Below are 19,273 nucleotides of genomic sequence, written 5' to 3'. Positions count from 1 at the left end.
CCCCTGCCCTTCTCCCCGCATGCGGGAGAGGGGAGCAAACCGCCGGCAGGCGATGACTCTGGGCTCGACTCGGCGCGCTACCCCACCACGCCCAGAATCACACTAGAGGCCTTGAACAACGCCACCGCAGGCAAACCCACCTGCAGCCCCAACGCCTCCACGCTCCCATTGGTCACGATCGCCGCAATCGTCCCGCCACCATCCAGCTCGATCACCACCTCGGCATTCACTGCCCCCGGCATCACCCGCGACACCACCCCAGGCAACTGATTGCGCGCCGACAACCGCATCCCCGGATCCGGCAACCCCACCAGCACCGAAGACGCCTTGATCAGCGCAAACGCTTCGACACCTTCAGCCAGTTCCAGCGTCTCGACACTCTCATGCGTAATGGTGGCAACCACCCGCTGCCCGCCAGGCAACTCCAGCACAACCTCGTCATTGACCGCGCCGCCGCGCACGCTGGCAACGCGCCCGAACAGCTTGTTCCTCGCACTGGTCTTGATCATCATCCTCCTCATCAGATGGACATCTTCGGCCGCACCTTCGCCCAGCCGGGACAGCTGCGCAAGAAAGCGCCGGTGCTCATCCTCGAGCGCACGATAGGTGCGGATCAGTTGCTCGCCGCGCGCGGTCAGCCGCGTGCCGCCGCCGCCCTTGCCGCCGGCGGCGCGCACCACCAGCGGCTCGCCGGCGCTGTTGTTCATCGCGTCGATGGCATCCCATGCGGCCTTGTAGCTGATGCCGACGGCGCGCGCGGCCGCGGTGATCGAGCCTTGTTCGCCGATCGCGGCGAGCAGCGCGATGCGGTCCTTGCCGCCCCAGTCTTGCGAGCCGGAGCGGAACCAGATGGCTCCCTGGAGTTCGAGCATGGTTGCGAGGCGCCCGCAGGCGCCGCGAAGAAGTGGGAAACGCGGCTATGGTAATCCGATTCCGCGTTGGTTCGAGGCCCTATGCCATGATGTGCACGCCGCCATCCACATACACCGTATTGCCGGAGATGCGGCGTGCATACGGCGTGGCCAGATAGGCGGTGGCGAAGCCCACATCCATGATGTCGACCAGCTCGCCCAGCGGCGCGCGGCCGGCGGCTTCGGCCAGCAGCAGGTCGAAGTCCTTCAGCCCCGACGCCGCGCGGGTCTTCAGCGGCCCCGGCGAGATCGCGTGGACGCGGATGCCCTTCGGTCCCAGCTCATGCGCCAGGTAGCGGCAGCTCGCTTCCAGCGCGGCCTTGACCGGCCCCATCAGGTCGTAGTTGGGCACCACGCGGTTGGCGCCTTCATAGCTCATTGCGAACAGCGTGCCGCCTTCCTTCATCAGCGGCACCGCATGGCGCGCCATGCGGATGAACGAGTGGCACGAGATATCCATGGCGCGCGCGAATCCCTCGGCCGACGAGTTCAGCAGGCCGCCCTGCAGGTCGGCCCTGGGCGCGAACGCGACCGAATGCACCACCGAGTCGAGGCCGCCCCACACGCTTTGGATGCGTGCGAACAGCGCCTCCATCTGCCCGGCGTCTTCCACATTGAGCGGCATCAGGATCGGCGCCTGCACGGCCTCGGCCAGCGGCGCCACGTGCGGATAGGCCTTGTCGTTCAGATAGGTCATGGCGACCTGCGCGCCGAGTTCGCGAAACGCTTTTGCGCAGCCCCACGCGATCGACTCGGCATTGGCCACGCCGACCACCAGCACACGGGCGCCGTCAAGCGGCGGATTGGATACGTTGACCATGGCTGGCTCCGGGATGACATCAGGCGCGATGAGTAAGCATTTGCAGGCGCTCAATTGCGTGGCCGTGGCGGTGTGCCCGCAGCCGGCTTGCGCGGCGGCACCGCGCGCGAGGCCTGCGGCTTGCCGGCCTGCGGGTGCTCGTCGGGCAGCACCCCATCCTGCGCGCCCTCCGCTGCGTCGGCACGCCCGGCATTATCCGCAACCTCCGGCGCATGCCCGGTGCCCATCACCTCGGCGACCTCGCGATAGCGCGCCAGCCGCTCGCCATCCAGCGGGCCGTTGACCGTCATCACGCGATGCGCCGCCATCATCAGCCTGCGGCGCGTGTCGCGATCCGGCACCAGCGCCGGCAACGCCTGGATCGCCCGCTTCGGATCGAGCCGCACGATAAAGCTCTGCTGGCGCACTGCTGCCTTGAAGGTCACCAGGTCGGCATGCCACGCGCCCTCGGGCTGCTCGCGTGCCATGCGGCGCAGCAGGTTGAAGGGGCGTTCCTCGATGGAACTCGGGCGGTCGGCCACATAGGCCAGCACGCGCACGAAGGCTTCCAGCGGGCCGCCCTGCCCGATCGACGCCTCGGCATCGCTCAGCCGGCGCTCCGCCAGCTCCCTGCGCAGCGCCACGGTGACGGGCGATTCCACGTTGACCGGCGCCTGCGCGCGCAGGCCCACCAGCGCCGCCATCACCGGCGAGCCGTAGATCGCCTCGAAGGCCCGCTCGTACCACGCGTCGCGTGCATCGCGGAACTGATCGAGCGCGCTGATGATCTGCGCCGAGGCCGCCTTCTCCATCGTCAGCAACGGGTTGTCCGGCGATACCGGCGTGCGGTTCGCGCGCACCATCGGCGCCATCGCGCCGATCCAGGACATCCACGGGTTCATGTCGGTCGCCACCGCGCGCTCCAGCCGCGCGGGGTGCAGCGCGCGCATCCATTGCGCGCTGAATTCATTGGACATCGCGCGCACCCACGGCGAAACGAAGGTGTCGTAGATATGCTGGTTGATCTCGGCCACGCGGCGCACCACCTCGAAGGGGCGCTCATCGTCACGGCCATCGTCCAGCGCCAGGATGTCGGCCACGCTACGGCGCTCGAAGCGGATCAGGTAGCGCCCTTCGACCAGGTCGCGGTGCGGCAGGTCGGGGGCGACATCCTCGATCCTGGCCTCGTACAGGCCCGGCGGCAGCACGTCGATCAGGTCCAGCGCGCAGAACAGCTCGCTGTGCTCGCGGTTGGCCACGCCGGCGGACACGAAGATGCCCAGGTGGCCCACGGTCGGGTGCAGGCAGTAGACGATCACCTGGTCGTTGGCGACCAGTTCCTCGTCGGTGGGGTACAGGTCCGGAATCCAGTTCAGCGCCTGCTGCGGCGGCGTGATGTTGTCTCCCCAGGACGCGAAGACGATTACCGGCGAGCGTATGTTGCGCAGGTCCACTACGGTCTTGCCGTCGCTGCTGTGCACCTCGCCCGCGGTCAGCCGGTTGCCGACGAACAGGTTCTGCACGATCCAGTCGATCTCGTCGCGGTTCATCAGGAAGTGGCCGCCCCACCAGCGCTCGAACTCGAGAAAGCGAGGGCCTTCGGTATCGGCCTTGGCGTAGACGTCGTAAAGCTTCTGCCACAGCGTGTTGGCAGGATTGAGCTGCTCGAAGTTCTGCACCAGCCAGGCACCGTCGAAGCGGCCGTTGCCCATGTCGGCGGTCAGCGAGGCCAGCCACGAGCCGCCCAGCAGCCCGCCGCTGTAGCGCATCGGGTTGCGCCCGCGCACGCCCGACCAGTACGCCAGCGGCGCGCCCGCCACCAGCAGCGGCCCGGTGCGCTCGGGCGCGACCGCGGCCAGGATCATCAGCGCCCAGCCGGCCTGGCAGTTGCCGACCACGAAGGGCTTGCCCGGTGCGTCCGGGTGGCGCTCGCCGACAATCTTCAGGAAGGCGGCCTCGGCGCGCGCCACCGATTCGATGGTCTGCCCCGGGCAGGGCTCCTGGAAGAAGGTGACGAAGTAGCACGGATGCCCGCTGCGCAGCGCGATGCCGATCTCGCTGTCGGTCTTGAAGCCGCCGATGCCGGGGCCGTGGCCCGCGCGCGGGTCAATCACCACGAAGGCGCGCTTGGCGGGATCGGTCGGGCTGTCGGCCGGCGGCACGATGCGCAGCAGCGCGTAGTTGACGGGCTCGGGCAGTTCGCGGCCGTCGGCCAGCAGTTCGTGTTCGAACACCAGCACGGCCGGCATGCCCTCGCGCTCATGCTCGGCGGACTCGTTGCCGCGCTGGCGCAGGATATCGAGCAGCAGCACGGTGCGCTGCCAGGCGTCGGTGAAGTATTCCAGCGCCGGCTGGCCCAATGCCGCGAACGGATTGGCGGCGCCTGCGGGCTGGCTGGTGGAGGGTGCTTGTGCGGAGCCGCCCTGCGGCGGCCCGGCGGGTATGCGTGCGGTCATTCCACTTCCCCCGATTGGCGCCGCTGCCGGGCGTTTGCGCGCTGTCGGCGCAGCCGGAGTGACGCATGTTGCATTGCAACTAAAACAAGCCTAGCAGCCGCCTGGGAGTGCTGCAAGCCGCGAACGGGTGTGCGTGAAGCCGCACGGCGGGCCGCCCGAGCCCGTCATCGCAGCGATAAATTCGTCGCCTATACTGGCCCATTGCGCTTGCGCGTTGCAGCAAGACGGGGAACTGGCCGCGCTTCAGCCGGCCAGGTAGTGTTCGCGCAGCTGCGCGACGTCGACCTCCAGCGCGTCGCGCAGGTAGTTGTCCAGGCTGCCCCACCCCTGCTCGATGGCCTGCACCGAGGCATCGAGATAGCTGGCGCGGACTTCCAGCAGCGGCATCATCACTTCAGCCGGCACACCGAGCTGCCCCATGCGCGCCAGCGCCGTCTCATTGAACTGCGCGTTGCGCCGGTTCGATTCCAGGTAGTTGGCCAGGATGTCGTCCTGCGCCACGCCCAGCGCCGCCAGCAGCAGCAGCGAGGCAAAGCCGGTGCGGTCCTTGCCCGCGGTGCAGTGGAACAGCAGCGTCTTGCCGCCCTGCGCGGTGCGCATAAAGCCGGCGAAGGCGTCGCGGTAGCGCCCCGGGAAGTCGCGGTAGACCTCCAGCATGAAGGCATCCATCTGCGCCGGCGTGCTGGCGCGCAGGCGCGGCATCAGCACATCCATCGCCATGCTGCCGTCCAGCACCGGCACCGCCATCCAGCGGAAGCGCTGGCCGAAGGCAGCCTCGTCGGGCGATTTCTCGCCGGGCGAGCGGAAGTCCACCACCATGTCGAGTGCCAGCGCATGCAGCCGGTCAAGATCCGCGGCGCTGGCCAGCGCCGGGTTGCCGCTGCGGTACAGCCGGCCGTGGCGCACCCGGTGGCCATCGGCGCCGGCCAGGCCGCCGAGGTCGCGCGCGTTGCTGATGGTGTCGAAAATAAGCTCTGCCTGAATGGCGTTGCTGGCAGTGCCGTTGCTGATTTCGCTGACAGCCCCGTCGATGCCTGCCGCCGGTGCCGGCGGCACGACCGCATGGGCGTGCAGCAAGCCCGCCCGGTGAATCCACTTGGTCATTGTTGTTCCCTGACTGTTCTTGTCGAGGCGGGCTCGTGCGCTGCAGCAAGTTCAGCGGCTCCGGTAGGCCGGCACATGCCAGCGCAGATGGCACCCGGCGATATAGCGCCGGTCCAGCTTCGCCACCAGCTTCCACACCGCGAGTGCGCTGGCGTCGATATCGACCCAAGCCCACGGATGCTTCGGGTCACCGGCCTCCACCAGTTCCACCGAGCGGATGCTGGCGTACCGTGCGAGTGCCTTGTGCAGCGCCGCTGCACTGAGTCCTGCCTTCAGCCCGCGTACTAAAACCTTCATCATCGGCTCCAATTATTTCAGATCACCCCGACGCATGCATCACCCGCGCGAGGCGGCGGTGCGCATGGTGTCCGGCAACCGCCGCGAGGCGTTGCAGCGCCTGCGTTTACAGGTTGGGATGCCGGAAGCGGCTCAGAAATCCGTCACCTATAGCAAAACTTGATCTACGTCATGGCCGGCGCAAACAGGCGCCGCACGGCCTCGACAGCCTCCTCGTCACATCAGAGAATTCCTAGTCGACGCGGCGGCCGCGTCAAAAGCCCGGCCGCTAGCAGCACGCACAACGCGGATGCCATCTCGCGACCGACATTGCCCGCCGCGCCGGCAACCCGCCGGTACTTCGCGCCGGTGCGCCGCCCGATCGCCGAGAGCAGTCCGTGCCGTGGTGTCCAACGAGGATCATCAACCACAAGGATGATGGCGATGCCCGACACTTCCTCCACCGCCTCCGCGGCCACTCCCACGCCGCCCGCCCCGCCCACTGCAGCAGTCGTTCCAGCCGCGCCCAAGGTGACGCTGCACTGGGGCCTCTATGTCGCCGTCACCGTGCTGATCGGCGTGCTGGCGATCCCGCTGCCTGAAGGCCTGACCGTCGCCGGCCACCGCATGCTCGCGATCCTGGCCTTTGCCATCGTGGTGTGGATCACCGAAGCGGTCTCGTACGAGACCAGCGCGATCATGATCACCTCGCTGATGGCGGGGCTGATCGGCTTTGCGCCGACCGTCAACGACCCCAACGTGCTGTACGGCACCTCGCGCGCGTTGGGCATGGCGCTGGCCGGCTTCTCCAATACCGCGCTGGCGCTAGTCGCCGCGGCGCTGTTTATCTCGGCGGCGATGACCGTGACGGGGCTGGACCGCCGCATCGCGCTGGTCACGCTGTCGGCCATCGGCACCAGCACGCGCCGCATCCTGGTCGGCACCATTGCCGTCACCATCGCGCTGAGCCTGGTGGTGCCGAGCGCCACCGCGCGCAGCGCCTGCGTGGTGCCGATCATGATGGGCGTGATCGCTGCCTTCGGGGTCGACAAGAAATCCAATATCGCCGCCGGCATCATGATCACCGTGGCGCAGGCCACCAGCATCTGGAACGTCGGCATCCAGACCGCCGCGGCGCAGAACCTGCTGACGGTGGGCTTCATGGACAAGCTGCTGGGCGAGCGCATCACCTGGCTGCAATGGCTGATCGCCGGCGCGCCGTGGGCCATCGTGATGTCCGTTGTGCTGTACTTCCTGGTGCGCTTCCTGCTGCCTGCCGAGACCGACGCCATCCCCGGCGGCAAGGAAGCGGTGCAGCGCGAACTGTCCGCGCTCGGCCCCATGACCGGGCCGCAGAAGCGGCTGGCCGCGGTCTCGATCGGCCTGCTGCTGTTCTGGGCGACTGAAGGCAAGCTCCACAGCTTCGACACCGCCACCGTGACCTTCGTCGGCCTGGTGATCCTGATGCTGCCGCGCATCGGCGTGATGGACTGGAAGACCATGCAGCAACGCACGCCGTGGGGCACTGATCGTGTTCGGCGTCGGCATCAGCCTGGGCACCGCGCTGCTGAGCACGCAGGCCGGCCAGTGGCTCGGCAAGTTCGTGGTCGCGCATTCAGGCCTGGCCACGCAGGGTCCGGTGATGGTGTTCGCCATCCTTGCCGCCTTCCTGATCCTGATCCACCTGGGCTTTGCCAGCGCCACCGCGCTGACCGCGGCGATGCTGCCGATCCTGATCTCGGTGCTGCAGACGCTGCCGGGCGACATCAACCGCGTCGGCATGACCATGCTGCTGGGCTACACGGTGAGCTTCGGGTTTATCCTGCCGATCAACGCGCCGCAGAACATGGTGTGCCTGGGCACCGAGACCTTCAACGGCCGGCAGTTCGCGCGCATCGGCATCCCGGTGACGATCGTGGGCTACGCCATGATGCTGCTGTTCGCGGCGACGTACTGGCGCTGGCTGGGCTGGGTGTAGGGAGCGGCGGCGGCGGTTTGGCGACCTCGCCGCCGCGCGCTGGCACAATATGCGGCATGAAAAGCCTCTGGTCCGCCTTCATCAAGCTGCTGGTGCTCGCCGTCATTGGCGGCATGCTGCTCGCCACCATCGCCATCCTGGCTGTCGACCGGCAATTGCCGTCGCTCGATGCGCTCACTGCGTTCCGCCGCACGCCCGACTACGTGCCCTTCGACAAGATCCCGCGCGAACTGACGGACGCGGTGATTGCGATCGAGGATGAGCGGTTCTATGTGCATGAGGGGATCGACTATGTCGGCGTGATTCGAGCGGGGATTGCCAACCTGTCGGATGACCTGTCGCAGGGCGCGTCGACCATCACCATGCAGGTGGCGCGGAATTTCTACCTGTCGCGCGACAAGACCTATACGCGCAAGCTCTATGAGGTGCTGCTGTCCTACCGCATCGAGAAGGCGCTGAGCAAGGATGAGATCCTTGAGCTGTATATGAACAAGATCTACCTGGGACAGGGGGCGTATGGATTCGCCGATGCGGCGCGGACTTATTTCGGCAAGCCGCTGGATCAGCTGACGTTGGCGGAGTGCGCGATGTTGGCGGGGTTACCAAAGGCGCCGTCGGCGAACAATCCGGTGGCTAATCCCAGGCGGGCGCGGCAGCGGCAGGCTTATATCCTGCATCGGATGCTGGAGCTTGGGAGGATTTCGCGAGGGGAGTATGACGGTGCGTTGTTGGAGCCGTTGAGGCTTAGGTGAAGGGGGCTGGTAGATGCTCGACGGCTGGTCGCTGCTTGTGACATGTTGTCGATGTTTGAACCCAGCGCTTCAACAGCGACAACATGTCACCAGCAGCGCCGGGCCGTCGATCATCCCAAAAGATGTTTCTCACTCCAACATCCCCCGATACCTCCCCACCGCCTCCTGCACAATCTCAAGCAGCCCATTGCCGGCCTCGGCATCCACATGCCCAAGCAACGCCTTCCGCATCCGCGGCTCCCAAAACCGCTTGATATGCCCGGCAATATCCGAAACAGCCTCCTCCCGATCCGGCATCGCCTCAAAGAAGCTGCCAATCTGGTTGGCCATGGTAATCAGGTTGTCGACATTCATGCCAGGCTCGCTTCGTGTTGCAAACGTTGGGGATGGGCGTACACCACGTGCGCACCAGCGCGCACGAAGCCGGCCAGCGTGATGTTGGACTGCTCCGCCAGCCGTACAGCCAGCGCGGTGGGCGCGGACACGGCCGCCAGCAGGCCGGCGCCGATGGCTGCGGTCTTCAGCACCATTTCATAGCTGGCGCGGCTGGTGACCAGCACCGCGCCGCTGGCGATATCCTCGCCACTGCGCGCGAGCGCGCCCGCCAGCTTGTCCAGCGCGTTGTGGCGCCCCACATCCTCGCGCACCAGCGAGACATGGCCGTCTGCGCGCAGCCACGCCGCGGCGTGCGTGGCGCCGGTGTGGCGCTGCAGCTCCTGCCGCAGCTGCAGCTGCACAAATGCAGCCTGGATCACGTCGGTGTGGAAGCTGACATCGCTCTGCACCGGTGCCGGCATGCGCATCACCTGCTCCAGCGACTCGGTGCCGCACAGCCCGCAGCCGGTGCGACCCGCGAGCGAGCGGCGGCGGTCCTTGAGCTGCATGAAGGCTTCCGACGCAATCTCCAGCCGCACCGCGATACCGTGCTGGCGCATCTCGACCTCGATGTCATAGACATCGCGCGGCGCGGACACAATGCCCTCGCTCAGGCTGAAGCCCAGCGCAAAGTCCTCCAGGTCGGCCGGCGTCGCCAGCATCACCGCGTGCGAGATGCCGTTGTACTCCAGCGCGACTGGCACTTCCTCGGCCACTTCGTCCGGGCTCAGCATGATTTCGCCCTGGCGCCAGCGGTTGACCGCAAAGGTGCTGTGCGTAGCCGGCACGGCGTCTTCCGACGCGGCCGGATCAATCTCCGGTGACTGCATGCAGCGCATCATGATTTCACCCTCCGCTCAGTTCGCCGCGGCTTGCGCCGGATCGGCGCTGGCCGCTTCCAGCAACTGCAGCTGCTGCGTATTGAAGTCGTGGTACTGCTGCTGCCACGCCGACGGTTGCGCCACCGGCATCACCTGCACCGCGGTCACCTTGTATTCCGGACAGTTGGTAGCCCAGTCCGAGTTGTCGGTGGTAATCACGTTGGCGCCGGATTCCGGGAAGTGGAAGGTGGTGTAGACCACGCCCGGCTGCATGCGCTCGCTGACGATGGCGCGCAGCACGGTATCGCCGGCCCGGCTCTGCACGCCGACCCAGTCGCCGTCCTTGATGCCGCGTTCCTCTGCATCGTGCGGATGGATCTCGAGCCGGTCTTCGGAGTGCCAGTGGACGTTCTCGGTCCGGCGCGTCTGCGCGCCGACGTTGTATTGCGACAGGATGCGCCCGGTGGTCAGGATCAGCGGGAATGCGCGCGTGATCTTCTCGGTGGTCGGCACGTACTTGGTGATGATGAACTTACCCTTGCCACGCACGAAGGTGTCGATATGCATGGTCGGCGTGCCTTCCGGCGCGTCGGCGTTGCACGGCCACTGGATGCTGCCGAGCTGGTCCAGGCGCTTGTAGTTGACGCCCGAGAACGTCGGCGTCAGGCGCGCGATCTCGTCCATGATCTCCGACGGGTGCTTGTAGTGCATCGGATAGCCCAGCGCATTGGCCAGCAGGACGGTCGCTTCCCAGTCGGCATAGCGCGCCTTGGGCGGCATCACCTTGCGCACGCGCGAGATGCGGCGCTCGGCATTGGTGAAGGTGCCGTCCTTCTCCAGGAACGACGAACCCGGCAGGAACACATGCGCGTACTTGGCAGTTTCGTTCAGGAAGATGTCCTGCACCACGATGCATTCCATCGACGACAGCGCTTCGGACACGTGCTGCGTGTTCGGGTCGGACTGGACGATGTCCTCGCCCTGGCAGTACAGGCCCTTGAAGCTGCCGGCCAGCGCGGCCTCGAACATATTGGGGATGCGCAGGCCCGGCTCGGGGCTGATCTCGACATTCCACGCGGCTTCGAACAGGCCGCGCGTGGTCGAGTCCGACACGTGGCGGTAGCCCGGCAGTTCATGCGGGAACGAACCGATATCGCACGAACCCTGCACGTTGTTCTGACCACGCAGCGGATTCACGCCCACGCCTTCGCGGCCGATATTGCCGGTGGCCATGGCGAGGTTGGCGATGCCCATCACGGTGGTGGAGCCCTGCGCATGCTCGGTCACGCCCAGGCCGTAGTAGATGGCCGCGTTGCCGCCGGTGGCGTACAGGCGGGCGGCACCGCGCAGTTGTTCAGCGGGGATGCCGGTGACGGATTCCATTGCCTCCGGCGAGTTCTCCGGCAGCGCGACAAAGTCGCGCCATTGCTGGAACGCGCGGTCCTCGCAGCGCTCGGCGATGAAGGCTTCGTTGAGCAGGCCTTCGGTCACGATCACGTGCGCCAGCGACGTCACCAGCGCCACGTTGGTGCCAGGGCGCAGCTGCAGGTGATAGTCGGCGCGGATGTGCGGGGAATCGACCAGGTCGATACGGCGCGGATCGACCACGATCAGCCTGGCGCCGGCGCGCAGGCGCTTCTTCATGCGCGAGGCGAACACCGGGTGGCCGTCGGTCGGGTTGGCCCCGATCACCATGATCACGTCGGCCTTCTCGACCGACTTGAAGGTCTGCGTGCCGGCCGATTCGCCCAGCGTCTGCTTCAGGCCGTAGCCGGTCGGCGAATGGCATACGCGTGCGCAGGTGTCGACGTTGTTGTTGCCGAAGGCGGCGCGCACCAGCTTCTGGACCAGGTAGCCCTCTTCATTCGTGCAGCGCGACGACACGATGCCGCCGATGGAATCCTTGCCGTGCTCCGCCTGGATGCGCTTGAACTGCGACGCGGCGTAGTCGATCGCTTCTTCCCACGACACTTCGCGCCACGGATCGGTGATCTTCGCGCGGATCATCGGCTTGAGGATGCGGTCCTTGTGCGTGGCATAGCCCCAGGCAAAGCGGCCCTTGACGCAGGCGTGGCCTTCGTTGGCCTTGCCGTCCTTGTACGGCACCATGCGCACCACCTCGTTGCCCTTCATCTCGGCCTTGAACGAGCAGCCCACGCCGCAGTAGGCGCAAGTGGTCACGGTGCTGTGCGAAGCCTGGCCGAGCTTGATGACGGAGGTCTCGGTCAGCGTCGCGGTCGGGCAGGCCTGCACGCAGGCGCCGCACGAGACGCAGTCCGATTCCATGAACGACTGGCTGGTGCCGGGCGAGACGCGCGAGTCAAAGCCGCGGCCGCTGATGGTCAGCGCGAAGGTGCCCTGCGTTTCTTCGCAGGCGCGCACGCAGCGATTGCAGACGATGCACTTGGACGGGTCGTAGGTGAAGTAAGGATTGGATTCGTCCTTCTTCATCTCTGTGTGCGTGGCAATCGGCTTTGCTTCCGGGCCGCCGTCGTTGTAGCGCACTTCGCGCAGTCCCACCACGCCGGCCATGTCCTGCAGCTCGCAGTTGCCGTTGGTCGGGCAGGTCAGGCAGTCGAGCGGGTGGTCGGAGATATAGAGCTCCATCACGCCGCGGCGCAGGTCGGCCAGCTTGTCGCTCTGGGTCTTCACTTTCATGCCGGCTTCGACCGGCGTGGTGCACGATGCCGGATAACCGCGGCGCCCCTCGATCTCGACCAGGCACAAGCGGCACGAGCCGAAGGATTTGAGGCTGTCGGTGGCGCACAGCTTCGGCACGGCGATCTGGGCTTCCATCGCGGCACGCATCACCGAGGTGCCGGCGGGCACGGTGACGCTGACGCCGTCGACCTCCAGGGTGACCAGTTCGGTGGATTCGCTGGCGGGTGTGCCGAAGTCGATCTCGTTGCGGGCATTCATGGCGATCTGTCTCCCGATTCTTGTGGGACCTGGCGGCTCAGTTGACGCTCAGGCGGCCTTGGCAGGGTTGGAGGCGAGGCCGAAGTCCTCGGGGAATTCGTTCAGCGCGGACAGCACCGGGTACGGCGTCATGCCGCCCATCGCGCACAGCGAGCCGTTGAGCATGGTGTCGCACAGGTCGCGCACCAGCGCCACGTGTTTCACGGGCTGCTCGCCGGCGATGATGCGGTCCATCACCTCGACGCCGCGGGTCGAGCCGATCCGGCACGGCGTGCATTTGCCGCAGGATTCGACCGCGCAGAACTCCATCGCGTAGCGCGCCTGCTTTGCCATGTCGACGGTCTCGTCGAACACCACGATGCCGCCGTGGCCGACCACGCCGCCGAAGGCGGCATAGGCCTCGTAGTCCAGCGGCACGTCGAAGCGCGACTCGGGCAGGTAGGCGCCCAGCGGGCCGCCAACCTGCACCGCGCGGATGGCGCGGCCGCTGCGGGTGCCGCCGCCGTAGTCGACCAGCAGTTCGCGCAGCGTGACGCCGAATGCCTTCTCGACCAGTCCGCCCTGCTTGATATTGCCTGCGAGCTGGAACGGCAGCGTGCCGCGCGAACGGCCCATGCCGTAGTCGCGGTAGTACTGCGCGCCGCGCGCCAGGATCACCGGCACGGTGGCCAGCGAGATCACGTTGTTGATCACGGTGGGCTTGCCGAACAGCCCTTCCAGCGCAGGCAGCGGCGGCTTGGCGCGCACCACGCCGCGCCGGCCTTCCAGGCTTTCGAGCAGCGCGGTTTCCTCGCCACAGACGTAGGCGCCGGCACCCTTGCGCACTTCGAGGTGGAAGCGCTTACCGCTGCCGCGGATATCGTCGCCCAGCCAGCTGGCCGCGCGCGCGATGCCGATCGCGCTTTCCAGCACCGCGATGGCATGCGGGTATTCGGAGCGGCAGTAGATGTAGCCCTGCTCCGCGCCCACCGCGAGGCCGGCAATCGTCATGCCTTCGATCAGCATGAAGGGATCGTCTTCCATCACCATGCGGTCGGAGAACGTGCCCGAATCGCCTTCGTCGGCATTGCAGACGATGTACTTGACTGCGGACTGCGCGCCCAGCACGGTCTTCCACTTGATGCCAGTGGGGAACGCTGCGCCGCCGCGGCCGCGCAGGCCGGAGTCGGTGACTTCCTGCACGATGTCGGCGGGCTGCATGGACAGCGCGCGTTCCAGGCCGGCAAAGCCTTCATGCGCGCGGTAGTCCTCCAGCGACAGCGGATCGGTGATGCCAACGCGGGCAAAGGTCAGGCGCTCCTGCTTCCTCAGGAACGGAATCTCATCGGTCAGGCCGTGCGCCAGCGCATGCGCGCCGCCTTGCAGCAGGCCGGCGTCGAACAACGCGGGCACGTCCGCCACCCCAACCGGGCCGTAGGCCACGCGCCCGGCGTCGGTCTGCACCTCGACCAGCGGCTCCAGCCAGAACATGCCGCGAGAGCCGTTGCGCACGATGCGTACGTCGTCGCCGCGAGCCGCGGCTTCGCGGGCAATGGCGCGGGCGACATCGTCCGCGCCGAGCGCCAGCGCGGTGGAATCGCGCGGCACGAAGATGGTGGTAGTGGCGCTCATGCCTGGGCCTCCGTGGTTTCGTTGGAGGCCTGCGCCTCGAACAGCGACCGGATCAGCGCATCGAAGCGCTTCGCATCGACATAGCCGTGCAGCTGCTCGCCCACCATCACGGCCGGGCCGCAGGCGCACTGGCCCAGGCAATAGACCGGCTCAAGCGTCACCTGGCCGTCCGCGCTGGTTTCATGGAAGCCGCAACCCAGCGCCCGCTTCGCATGCTCGGCCAGTGCTTCGGCGCCGACCGCCTGGCAGGCTTCGGCGCGGCAGACCTGGACCACGTGCCGGCCCGCCGGCTGCTGGCGGAAGTGGTGGTAGAAGGTGATCACGCCATGCACCTCGGCACGCGACAGGCTGAGTGCGCGGGCGATCACGGGTACGGCGTCGTCGGGAATGTAGCCCTGCGTGTCCTGGATCTCGTGCAGGATCGGCAACAAGGCGCCCGGCAGGTCCTGCCGTGCCGCCACGATCGCCGCGATCGCAGCAGTGCGCGCGGCGTCGGCGGATGCCGGTGCGATGGGAGCGGTTTCTGGCATGGCGTCTCCTGTGGGGGCCGCACGGAGCGGGCTGCGCGGGCCGTTATATGCTATTTTTTTCCTATTTCCGGGCTTGCGATCTGGCCTGGCTGCCCGTTGAAGCGACTATATGAGAGTGACAGCGCCCCTTCAATAAGCTATTTTCTACATATGATTCGCATCTCGATCCTTCCCCACCTGCAGATCCGGGACGACGCCAGCCCTGGCGACGAGGCCCTGGACGTTTCCCGGCTGGTGGCCCTGCTCGGCCATATCGGGGAATCGGGCAGCATCAGCCAGTCGGCGCAGGCCGTGTCCTTGTCCTACCGCTATGCCTGGGGCATCCTGCGCGACGCCGAGGCTTTGTTCGGCGGCCCGCTGATCGACAAGACCCGCGGCCGCGGCAGCGCCCTCACGCCGCTGGCGCAGCAACTGGTGTGGGCCAGCAAGCGGATCGGCGCGCGCCTGTCGCCGACGCTGGATAGCCTGGCTTCCGAGCTGGAAATCGAGTTGAAGAAGCTAATGGACCAGTCCGAGGCGGCGGTGCGGCTGCATGCCAGCCACGGCTTTGCGGTCGCGGCGCTGCGCGATTTCCTCGACGAGCAGCAGGTGCGGCACGACCTGAAGTACTGCGGCAGCGTCGAAGCGGTTGCGGCGCTGGCCGAGGGCGCGTGCGATATCGCCGGCTTCCACGTGCCGGTGGGCGAGTTTGAACACGGCATGTGGCGTCACTTCACCACGTGGCTGAAACCCGACACGCACTGCCTGGTGCACCTGGCGGTGCGCAGCCAGGGGCTGTTCGTGCGGCAGGGCAACCCGCTCGGCATCCACACGCTTGAAGACCTGACGCGGCGCGAGGTGCGCTTCGTCAACCGTCAGGTGGGCTCGGGCACGCGCCTGCTGCTGGACCTGATGCTGGCCGCGCGCGGCATCGACCCGGCGCGCATCGAAGGCTACAGCAACGGCGAGTTCACCCACGCCGCGGTGGCGGCGTATATCGGCAGCGGCATGGCCGACGTGGGCTTCGGCGTGGAAACGGCGGCGCGGCGCTTCGGCCTGGGGTTCGTGCCGGTGATCAAGGAGCGCTACTTCTTTGCGATCGAGAAGACCATGCTGCGCAGCGCCGCGCTGGCCGGCGCGGTGGGCGCGCTCACCAGCGAGGCCTTCCGCCAGCGCGTCAATGCGCTGCCGGGCTATGACGGCGCGCTGACCGGCACGGTGCTGACGCTGGCGGAGGCGTTCCCGGATTACGCGGGCGCGCGTGTGCGCTAGCGTTGCAGCAGCGCAAGCCGGTCAGGATGATCGGCCCATTGCTCATGGCCGGGGATCGGGCCCTTGGCCTGCAGCAGCGGCGGCCAGTCGGGCCGGCGCGACAGCTCGGCGTTCAGCGCGATGAAATGGCGCTTGTCCTCGGGCAGGTCGTGCTCCGAGTAGATCGCGCCGACGGGGCAAAGCGGGACGCACATCGAGCAATCGATGCACTGGTCAGGATCGATGGAGAGGAAGTTGGGCCCTTCGTGGAAGCACGACATCGGGCAGACTTCCACGCAGTCGGTATGGCGGCACTGGATGCAGGCATCCGTTACGACAAAGGTCATGGGGCGGGGGCGGTACGGCAGTACGGCGGTAAAGACCTATCGATCGTAGCGGCCCGCCCTGCCGCGCGGGGCGGGCCGCCTTGTGCGACTCGTTCAAATCGCCTGAAGCGGCATCTTTCTTGCGTCAGTACGCCACCACCGACAAGGTGGTGCTGGCCGGCACGCGCACGGTGTTGCTGTAGGTGCCCGTGACCGCGCCGGTGCGGACCAGGTAGCTGCCGTAGGCGGACAGGTACGGCAGCGTCGATGCCGCCGTCTTGATCGCGGCGTAGCTCTGGAGGTCGATCGCCGGCAGCGTAAAGCCGCTGTCCGTGCGCGCCGGGTAGCCATAGCCGGCTGGCAGGCCCGTGCTCGGCATCAGCGTATTGGTGCTGACTGCCCAGCGACGCATCTGCTCGGCCAGCGTCACGCCAACCTGCGCACTGGCAATGGACTGCTCCAGCGCCGTCTTGGAATCGGTGGTAGTACCGCGCGCCAGCAGGTCCTTGAAGAAGGCCAGGCCCAGGTGCCGGTTCAGGAAGCCACCGAAGGTGCCGGACACCGAATAGCTTTCGCAGAACGCGCCGAAGCCGGTGAACGAGAACAGATTGCAGTTGCTGCTGTTGGTGCGCACATAGTCGGGCATGCGCACGTCGCGGATATTGTTGAAGCTGGCGTCGATGGTGTGACTGGCAAAATCTTCCATCATCATCGCGGTCATTTCCTCGAGCCAGTCGTCGAACGAGTAAGACGGCCCCATCCGCACGCTGCGACGGTAGAAGTTCTGCATGTGCATGCCTTCATGCGCCATCACCATCTTCATCGACTGAATGCCGTCGGCGCCGCCGAGGTAGAGCGTCTCGGCGTCCAGGTACAGCGACACCGATTCATTGCTGGTGGGATCGACCGAGCGCAGCAGGTTGTGCAGCCCCCAGAAGTAGCCGACCATGCCGAACGGCTTGTTGTTGCGGTCGAAGTTCAGGATCACGATATCGATCGGCTGGGCACTGCCGGCGATCAGCGTGGTCGGGTAGTTGTGCGCGCCCCACAGCGGGCCGCCCACGGACTTCAGCATGTCGTAGACGCCCTGGGCGCTGCCGGCACCGACAAAGGCATTGGCCAGCGCGCCGACCAGCGCGGCATCGACCTTGCCCGTGGTGTATTCCGCGTCTTCCACCCACAGCCTGACCGTCACGCCATCCTTGGTGGTGACTTGCTGTACCACGCTGGCGGTGCGCGTGGTCGCGTCGGTGTGGTACCACCCTCGGGTGGTGGCCATCGACGCGGCTTGCGGCGCGGGCGCGCTCATCACGCTGCGCAGCGGCGCTGCCGCCGCGACGCGCTCGGCCCAGCCGCTGCGGTTGAAACCGGCGATCTCGCGGCGCGTGGCTTCGGCGTCGGCGCTGGCTGACGCAGCCGGGTCGCTGACGCTTGCGAGCGAGCGCATCGACAGGCCGGTCACCGACTCGCTCAGCACCGAGGGCTTGATCGACGGCAGCGTCAGGCTGGTGCCGCTGGTATTGGTCAGCATCAGCGACAGCGACTGGCCGCCCAGCCCGCTGATCGAAAACCTGACGTCGATATCGGCACTGCCCGCGTTTCGCTGCTGCCAGATGCCGGTGCCGCTGCCCGCATAGGTCGAGCCGGTGGCCGCGCCGCAGCCGGTGCAGGCCTGCTCCAGGCCGTTGATCACCAGCGGCTGCGCGACCGTGACGGGCTCGCTGTCCGTGGTGGTGGTCGTGGTCGCGGGCGGCTGCGACGATGCCGCGTCATCACCGCCACCGCCGCCGCAGGCGGCAAGCACGGCCGCCGCCATGGCGGCGGCGAGCAGGTTCAGGGGCAGGTGCAGTCCATCGGCAATCCGGGGCATTTCCGCGCAACTCCGTTGAAGGTGGTAATCAGGATCTGAAACGTCAGGGCCGCCGGCCGCAGCCAGGGCAACGGCCAAGACAGCGGGCGGTTTGCGGCGGTATCCGACGATAACGGCAGCAAAACCGCAACGCTTGACCCTACCTGCAGGTGGTAGGCAGGCAAGCTGGCGACACCGCATTGTGGGCGACGCAGGTCACGGCGGCGAGTTGGCAGCGAGGATCAGTGGTAGCGGCGCCACAGGTGCGCAGGGCCGCAAAGCGGGAGAGCGGCGCGGGAGATCGCGCGGGATGGCATTGCGTGGGCGCAGCCCGTTATCGGCGCCGGCTGCGCCGGGCTGGCATGAAGCCCTCGCGGACGAAGGCCATCGAAGAAGACGCGGGTGATGGCGCAAGGGCGGCCGCCATTGCAGCGGCCGCCCACCGGTCCGCCCGCCACCACCCGCGGCGGATCAGGCGGTTGCGCGCATCAGCTCGTCCTTGCGCGCGGCCATGGTCTTGGCCACCTCGCGCAGGTTGACCTTTTCCTTGATCACGTTCTTGAACAGTTCGCCTTCCTCTTCCTCGATATGGTGGGAGACGTATTCCGAAAGCACCGTGAAATTGGCTTCCAGCAGGTCCCCGGCGGGGTCCTCCTCGATCGCGGCGAGCAGGTCCTTTGCCACCTGGTGCTCGACCTGGGCCTCGTCCAGCATGTCATCGATCTCGTCGCTGGCGCCGCGCAGCGCCGGGTAGAAGATCTCTTCCTCGACCGTGGCATGCACCGTGAGCTGGTGGCAAACGTCCAGCGCGATCGACTCCTTCTCGTCGCGGTTCTCGGTGTCCTTGAACGCCTTGAACTGCTTCTTGACCGCACGGTGCTCGTCCATCAGTGCGCCGAGGGCTTCGGCCTGGTCTGCGGGGATCTTCGACTTGTCCACGATGTTCTCCTTGGCTGGGGTGCGGTGTTCCGGCTTCGCTACGTGGGAGGCAGGTTCCGTGCCCGTACAACTGCCGCCCACCGCACGACGCCCGCAGGACGTGTGTGGGCAGCGTGCGCACCCGCGCCGCATGCCGCATTGCAATTCCTGCGCGAAGGCTTGTAATTGTGCCCGCGGCGCCGCGCCGGCGAGGGCAGCGTGGGACGCAATGCGGGCGTGCGCGGCGCGGCATGAAAGTTGCGCGGGTCGGTCATCCGTGCGGTCCCCGCCGCCGCGCATATTCCAGACAGGAGACAACCGTGATCGCAGAAGCCCGCACCAGGATCCGCAAACGCAGGTCCCTGAAACGCCATGCCGGCCCCGCGCTGGCCGGCTTGCTGTTCCACAAGGCATCGCG

At 67.1% G+C, this 19,273-nt stretch carries 16 protein-coding genes and 1 pseudogene; 4 read left to right on the top strand and 13 right to left on the bottom strand.

From position 1 onward, the window contains the following. Positions 1–77: 77 nt before the first annotated feature. From AC10V3_RS03355 to AC10V3_RS03335, 5 genes are all read right to left on the bottom strand, one after another. Entirely contained in the window at positions 78–872 is a 795-nt protein-coding gene (locus AC10V3_RS03355) for a TOBE domain-containing protein (RefSeq protein ID WP_349605663.1), read from the bottom strand. A gap of 79 nt (positions 873–951) precedes the next feature. Next, the gene (gene fabI / locus AC10V3_RS03350; protein WP_022533762.1) at positions 952–1,731 is read right to left on the bottom strand and encodes an enoyl-ACP reductase FabI; all 780 of its coding nucleotides are present in this window, start codon (positions 1,729–1,731) and stop codon (positions 952–954) included. A gap of 50 nt (positions 1,732–1,781) precedes the next feature. Then, positions 1,782–4,166, bottom strand: a complete 2,385-nt coding sequence (locus AC10V3_RS03345) for a DUF3141 domain-containing protein (protein WP_349605662.1) — start codon at positions 4,164–4,166, stop codon at positions 1,782–1,784. Positions 4,167–4,409: 243 nt separating this feature from the next. Continuing rightward, on the bottom strand, positions 4,410–5,270 hold the full coding sequence (locus AC10V3_RS03340) for a tyrosine-protein phosphatase (RefSeq protein ID WP_349605660.1): 861 nt from the start codon (positions 5,268–5,270) through the stop codon (positions 4,410–4,412). 51 nt (positions 5,271–5,321) lie between these two features. Then, the gene (locus tag AC10V3_RS03335; RefSeq protein ID WP_022533759.1) at positions 5,322–5,567 is read right to left on the bottom strand and encodes an RNA-binding protein; all 246 of its coding nucleotides are present in this window, start codon (positions 5,565–5,567) and stop codon (positions 5,322–5,324) included. 34 nt (positions 5,568–5,601) lie between these two features. On the opposite strand from AC10V3_RS03335, the gene AC10V3_RS03330 reads away from it, so the two are divergent. From AC10V3_RS03330 to AC10V3_RS03320, 3 genes and pseudogenes are all read left to right on the top strand, one after another. Next, entirely contained in the window at positions 5,602–5,730 is a 129-nt protein-coding gene (locus AC10V3_RS03330) for a hypothetical protein (RefSeq protein WP_349605658.1), read from the top strand. Between the two features lie 260 nt (positions 5,731–5,990). After that, positions 5,991–7,524 (top strand): annotated as a pseudogene (locus AC10V3_RS03325) (anion permease). A 56-nt stretch (positions 7,525–7,580) separates the two neighbouring features. Further along, positions 7,581–8,276, top strand: coding sequence for a transglycosylase domain-containing protein (locus tag AC10V3_RS03320; protein WP_022533757.1), 696 nt, complete (start codon positions 7,581–7,583; stop codon positions 8,274–8,276). Between the two features lie 129 nt (positions 8,277–8,405). On the opposite strand, the gene AC10V3_RS03315 is transcribed toward AC10V3_RS03320, so the two are convergent. From AC10V3_RS03315 to AC10V3_RS03295, 5 genes are read right to left on the bottom strand one after another with little or no spacing between them, the layout of a single operon-like run. Beyond that, complete coding sequence (locus tag AC10V3_RS03315; RefSeq protein WP_349605654.1) at positions 8,406–8,630, bottom strand: formate dehydrogenase subunit delta; 225 nt, start codon at positions 8,628–8,630, stop codon at positions 8,406–8,408. Continuing rightward, complete coding sequence (gene fdhD / locus AC10V3_RS03310) at positions 8,627–9,493, bottom strand: formate dehydrogenase accessory sulfurtransferase FdhD (RefSeq protein ID WP_349605652.1); 867 nt, start codon at positions 9,491–9,493, stop codon at positions 8,627–8,629. Before fdhD ends, AC10V3_RS03315 begins: the two co-directional genes overlap by 4 nt. A 15-nt stretch (positions 9,494–9,508) precedes the next feature. Further along, a complete protein-coding gene (fdhF, locus tag AC10V3_RS03305) occupies positions 9,509–12,391 on the bottom strand; it encodes a formate dehydrogenase subunit alpha (protein WP_022533754.1) in 2,883 nt (960 codons plus the stop codon). A 48-nt stretch (positions 12,392–12,439) separates the two neighbouring features. Continuing rightward, positions 12,440–14,002: a formate dehydrogenase beta subunit gene (locus AC10V3_RS03300; protein ID WP_022533753.1), complete on the bottom strand. Its 1,563-nt coding sequence runs from the start codon at positions 14,000–14,002 to the stop codon at positions 12,440–12,442. Further along, complete coding sequence (locus tag AC10V3_RS03295) at positions 13,999–14,532, bottom strand: formate dehydrogenase subunit gamma (RefSeq protein WP_454751600.1); 534 nt, start codon at positions 14,530–14,532, stop codon at positions 13,999–14,001. Before AC10V3_RS03295 ends, AC10V3_RS03300 begins: the two co-directional genes overlap by 4 nt. Before the next feature lie 150 nt (positions 14,533–14,682). Between AC10V3_RS03295 and AC10V3_RS03290 the strand changes: the two genes are divergently transcribed. Further along, the gene (locus AC10V3_RS03290) at positions 14,683–15,783 is read left to right on the top strand and encodes a substrate-binding domain-containing protein (RefSeq protein ID WP_022533751.1); all 1,101 of its coding nucleotides are present in this window, start codon (positions 14,683–14,685) and stop codon (positions 15,781–15,783) included. Here AC10V3_RS03290 and fdxA read toward each other — a convergent pair. From fdxA to AC10V3_RS03275, 3 genes are all read right to left on the bottom strand, one after another. Then, on the bottom strand, positions 15,780–16,109 hold the full coding sequence (gene fdxA, locus AC10V3_RS03285; RefSeq protein ID WP_349605650.1) for a ferredoxin FdxA: 330 nt from the start codon (positions 16,107–16,109) through the stop codon (positions 15,780–15,782). The genes AC10V3_RS03290 and fdxA overlap by 4 nt on opposite strands. Positions 16,110–16,233: 124 nt before the next feature. Beyond that, positions 16,234–17,958 (bottom strand): M30 family zinc metallopeptidase, encoded by a 1,725-nt coding sequence (locus tag AC10V3_RS03280; RefSeq protein ID WP_349605649.1) that lies wholly within the window; start codon positions 17,956–17,958, stop codon positions 16,234–16,236. Between the two features lie 450 nt (positions 17,959–18,408). Continuing rightward, positions 18,409–18,876, bottom strand: a complete 468-nt coding sequence (locus AC10V3_RS03275; RefSeq protein ID WP_022533748.1) for a hemerythrin domain-containing protein — start codon at positions 18,874–18,876, stop codon at positions 18,409–18,411. Positions 18,877–19,273: the final 397 nt, after the last annotated feature.

The organism is Cupriavidus sp. PB-02, assembly GCF_058252315.1.
The sequence above is the reverse complement of the archived record's forward strand: the minus strand, read 5'-3'. Positions and strand labels throughout refer to the sequence as shown.

Coding starts and splice junctions, on each gene's coding strand:
- AC10V3_RS03355 (WP_349605663.1), bottom strand. CDS start 872: ATGCTCGAACTCCAGGGAGCCATCTGGTTCCGCTCCGGCTCGCAAGAC.
- fabI (WP_022533762.1), bottom strand. CDS start 1,731: ATGGTCAACGTATCCAATCCGCCGCTTGACGGCGCCCGTGTGCTGGTG.
- AC10V3_RS03345 (WP_349605662.1), bottom strand. CDS start 4,166: ATGACCGCACGCATACCCGCCGGGCCGCCGCAGGGCGGCTCCGCACAA.
- AC10V3_RS03340 (WP_349605660.1), bottom strand. CDS start 5,270: ATGACCAAGTGGATTCACCGGGCGGGCTTGCTGCACGCCCATGCGGTC.
- AC10V3_RS03335 (WP_022533759.1), bottom strand. CDS start 5,567: ATGAAGGTTTTAGTACGCGGGCTGAAGGCAGGACTCAGTGCAGCGGCG.
- AC10V3_RS03330 (WP_349605658.1), top strand. CDS start 5,602: ATGCATCACCCGCGCGAGGCGGCGGTGCGCATGGTGTCCGGCAACCGC.
- AC10V3_RS03320 (WP_022533757.1), top strand. CDS start 7,581: ATGAAAAGCCTCTGGTCCGCCTTCATCAAGCTGCTGGTGCTCGCCGTC.
- AC10V3_RS03315 (WP_349605654.1), bottom strand. CDS start 8,630: ATGAATGTCGACAACCTGATTACCATGGCCAACCAGATTGGCAGCTTC.
- fdhD (WP_349605652.1), bottom strand. CDS start 9,493: ATGATGCGCTGCATGCAGTCACCGGAGATTGATCCGGCCGCGTCGGAA.
- fdhF (WP_022533754.1), bottom strand. CDS start 12,391: ATGAATGCCCGCAACGAGATCGACTTCGGCACACCCGCCAGCGAATCC.
- AC10V3_RS03300 (WP_022533753.1), bottom strand. CDS start 14,002: ATGAGCGCCACTACCACCATCTTCGTGCCGCGCGATTCCACCGCGCTG.
- AC10V3_RS03295 (WP_454751600.1), bottom strand. CDS start 14,532: ATGCCAGAAACCGCTCCCATCGCACCGGCATCCGCCGACGCCGCGCGC.
- AC10V3_RS03290 (WP_022533751.1), top strand. CDS start 14,683: ATGATTCGCATCTCGATCCTTCCCCACCTGCAGATCCGGGACGACGCC.
- fdxA (WP_349605650.1), bottom strand. CDS start 16,109: ATGACCTTTGTCGTAACGGATGCCTGCATCCAGTGCCGCCATACCGAC.
- AC10V3_RS03280 (WP_349605649.1), bottom strand. CDS start 17,958: ATGCCCCGGATTGCCGATGGACTGCACCTGCCCCTGAACCTGCTCGCC.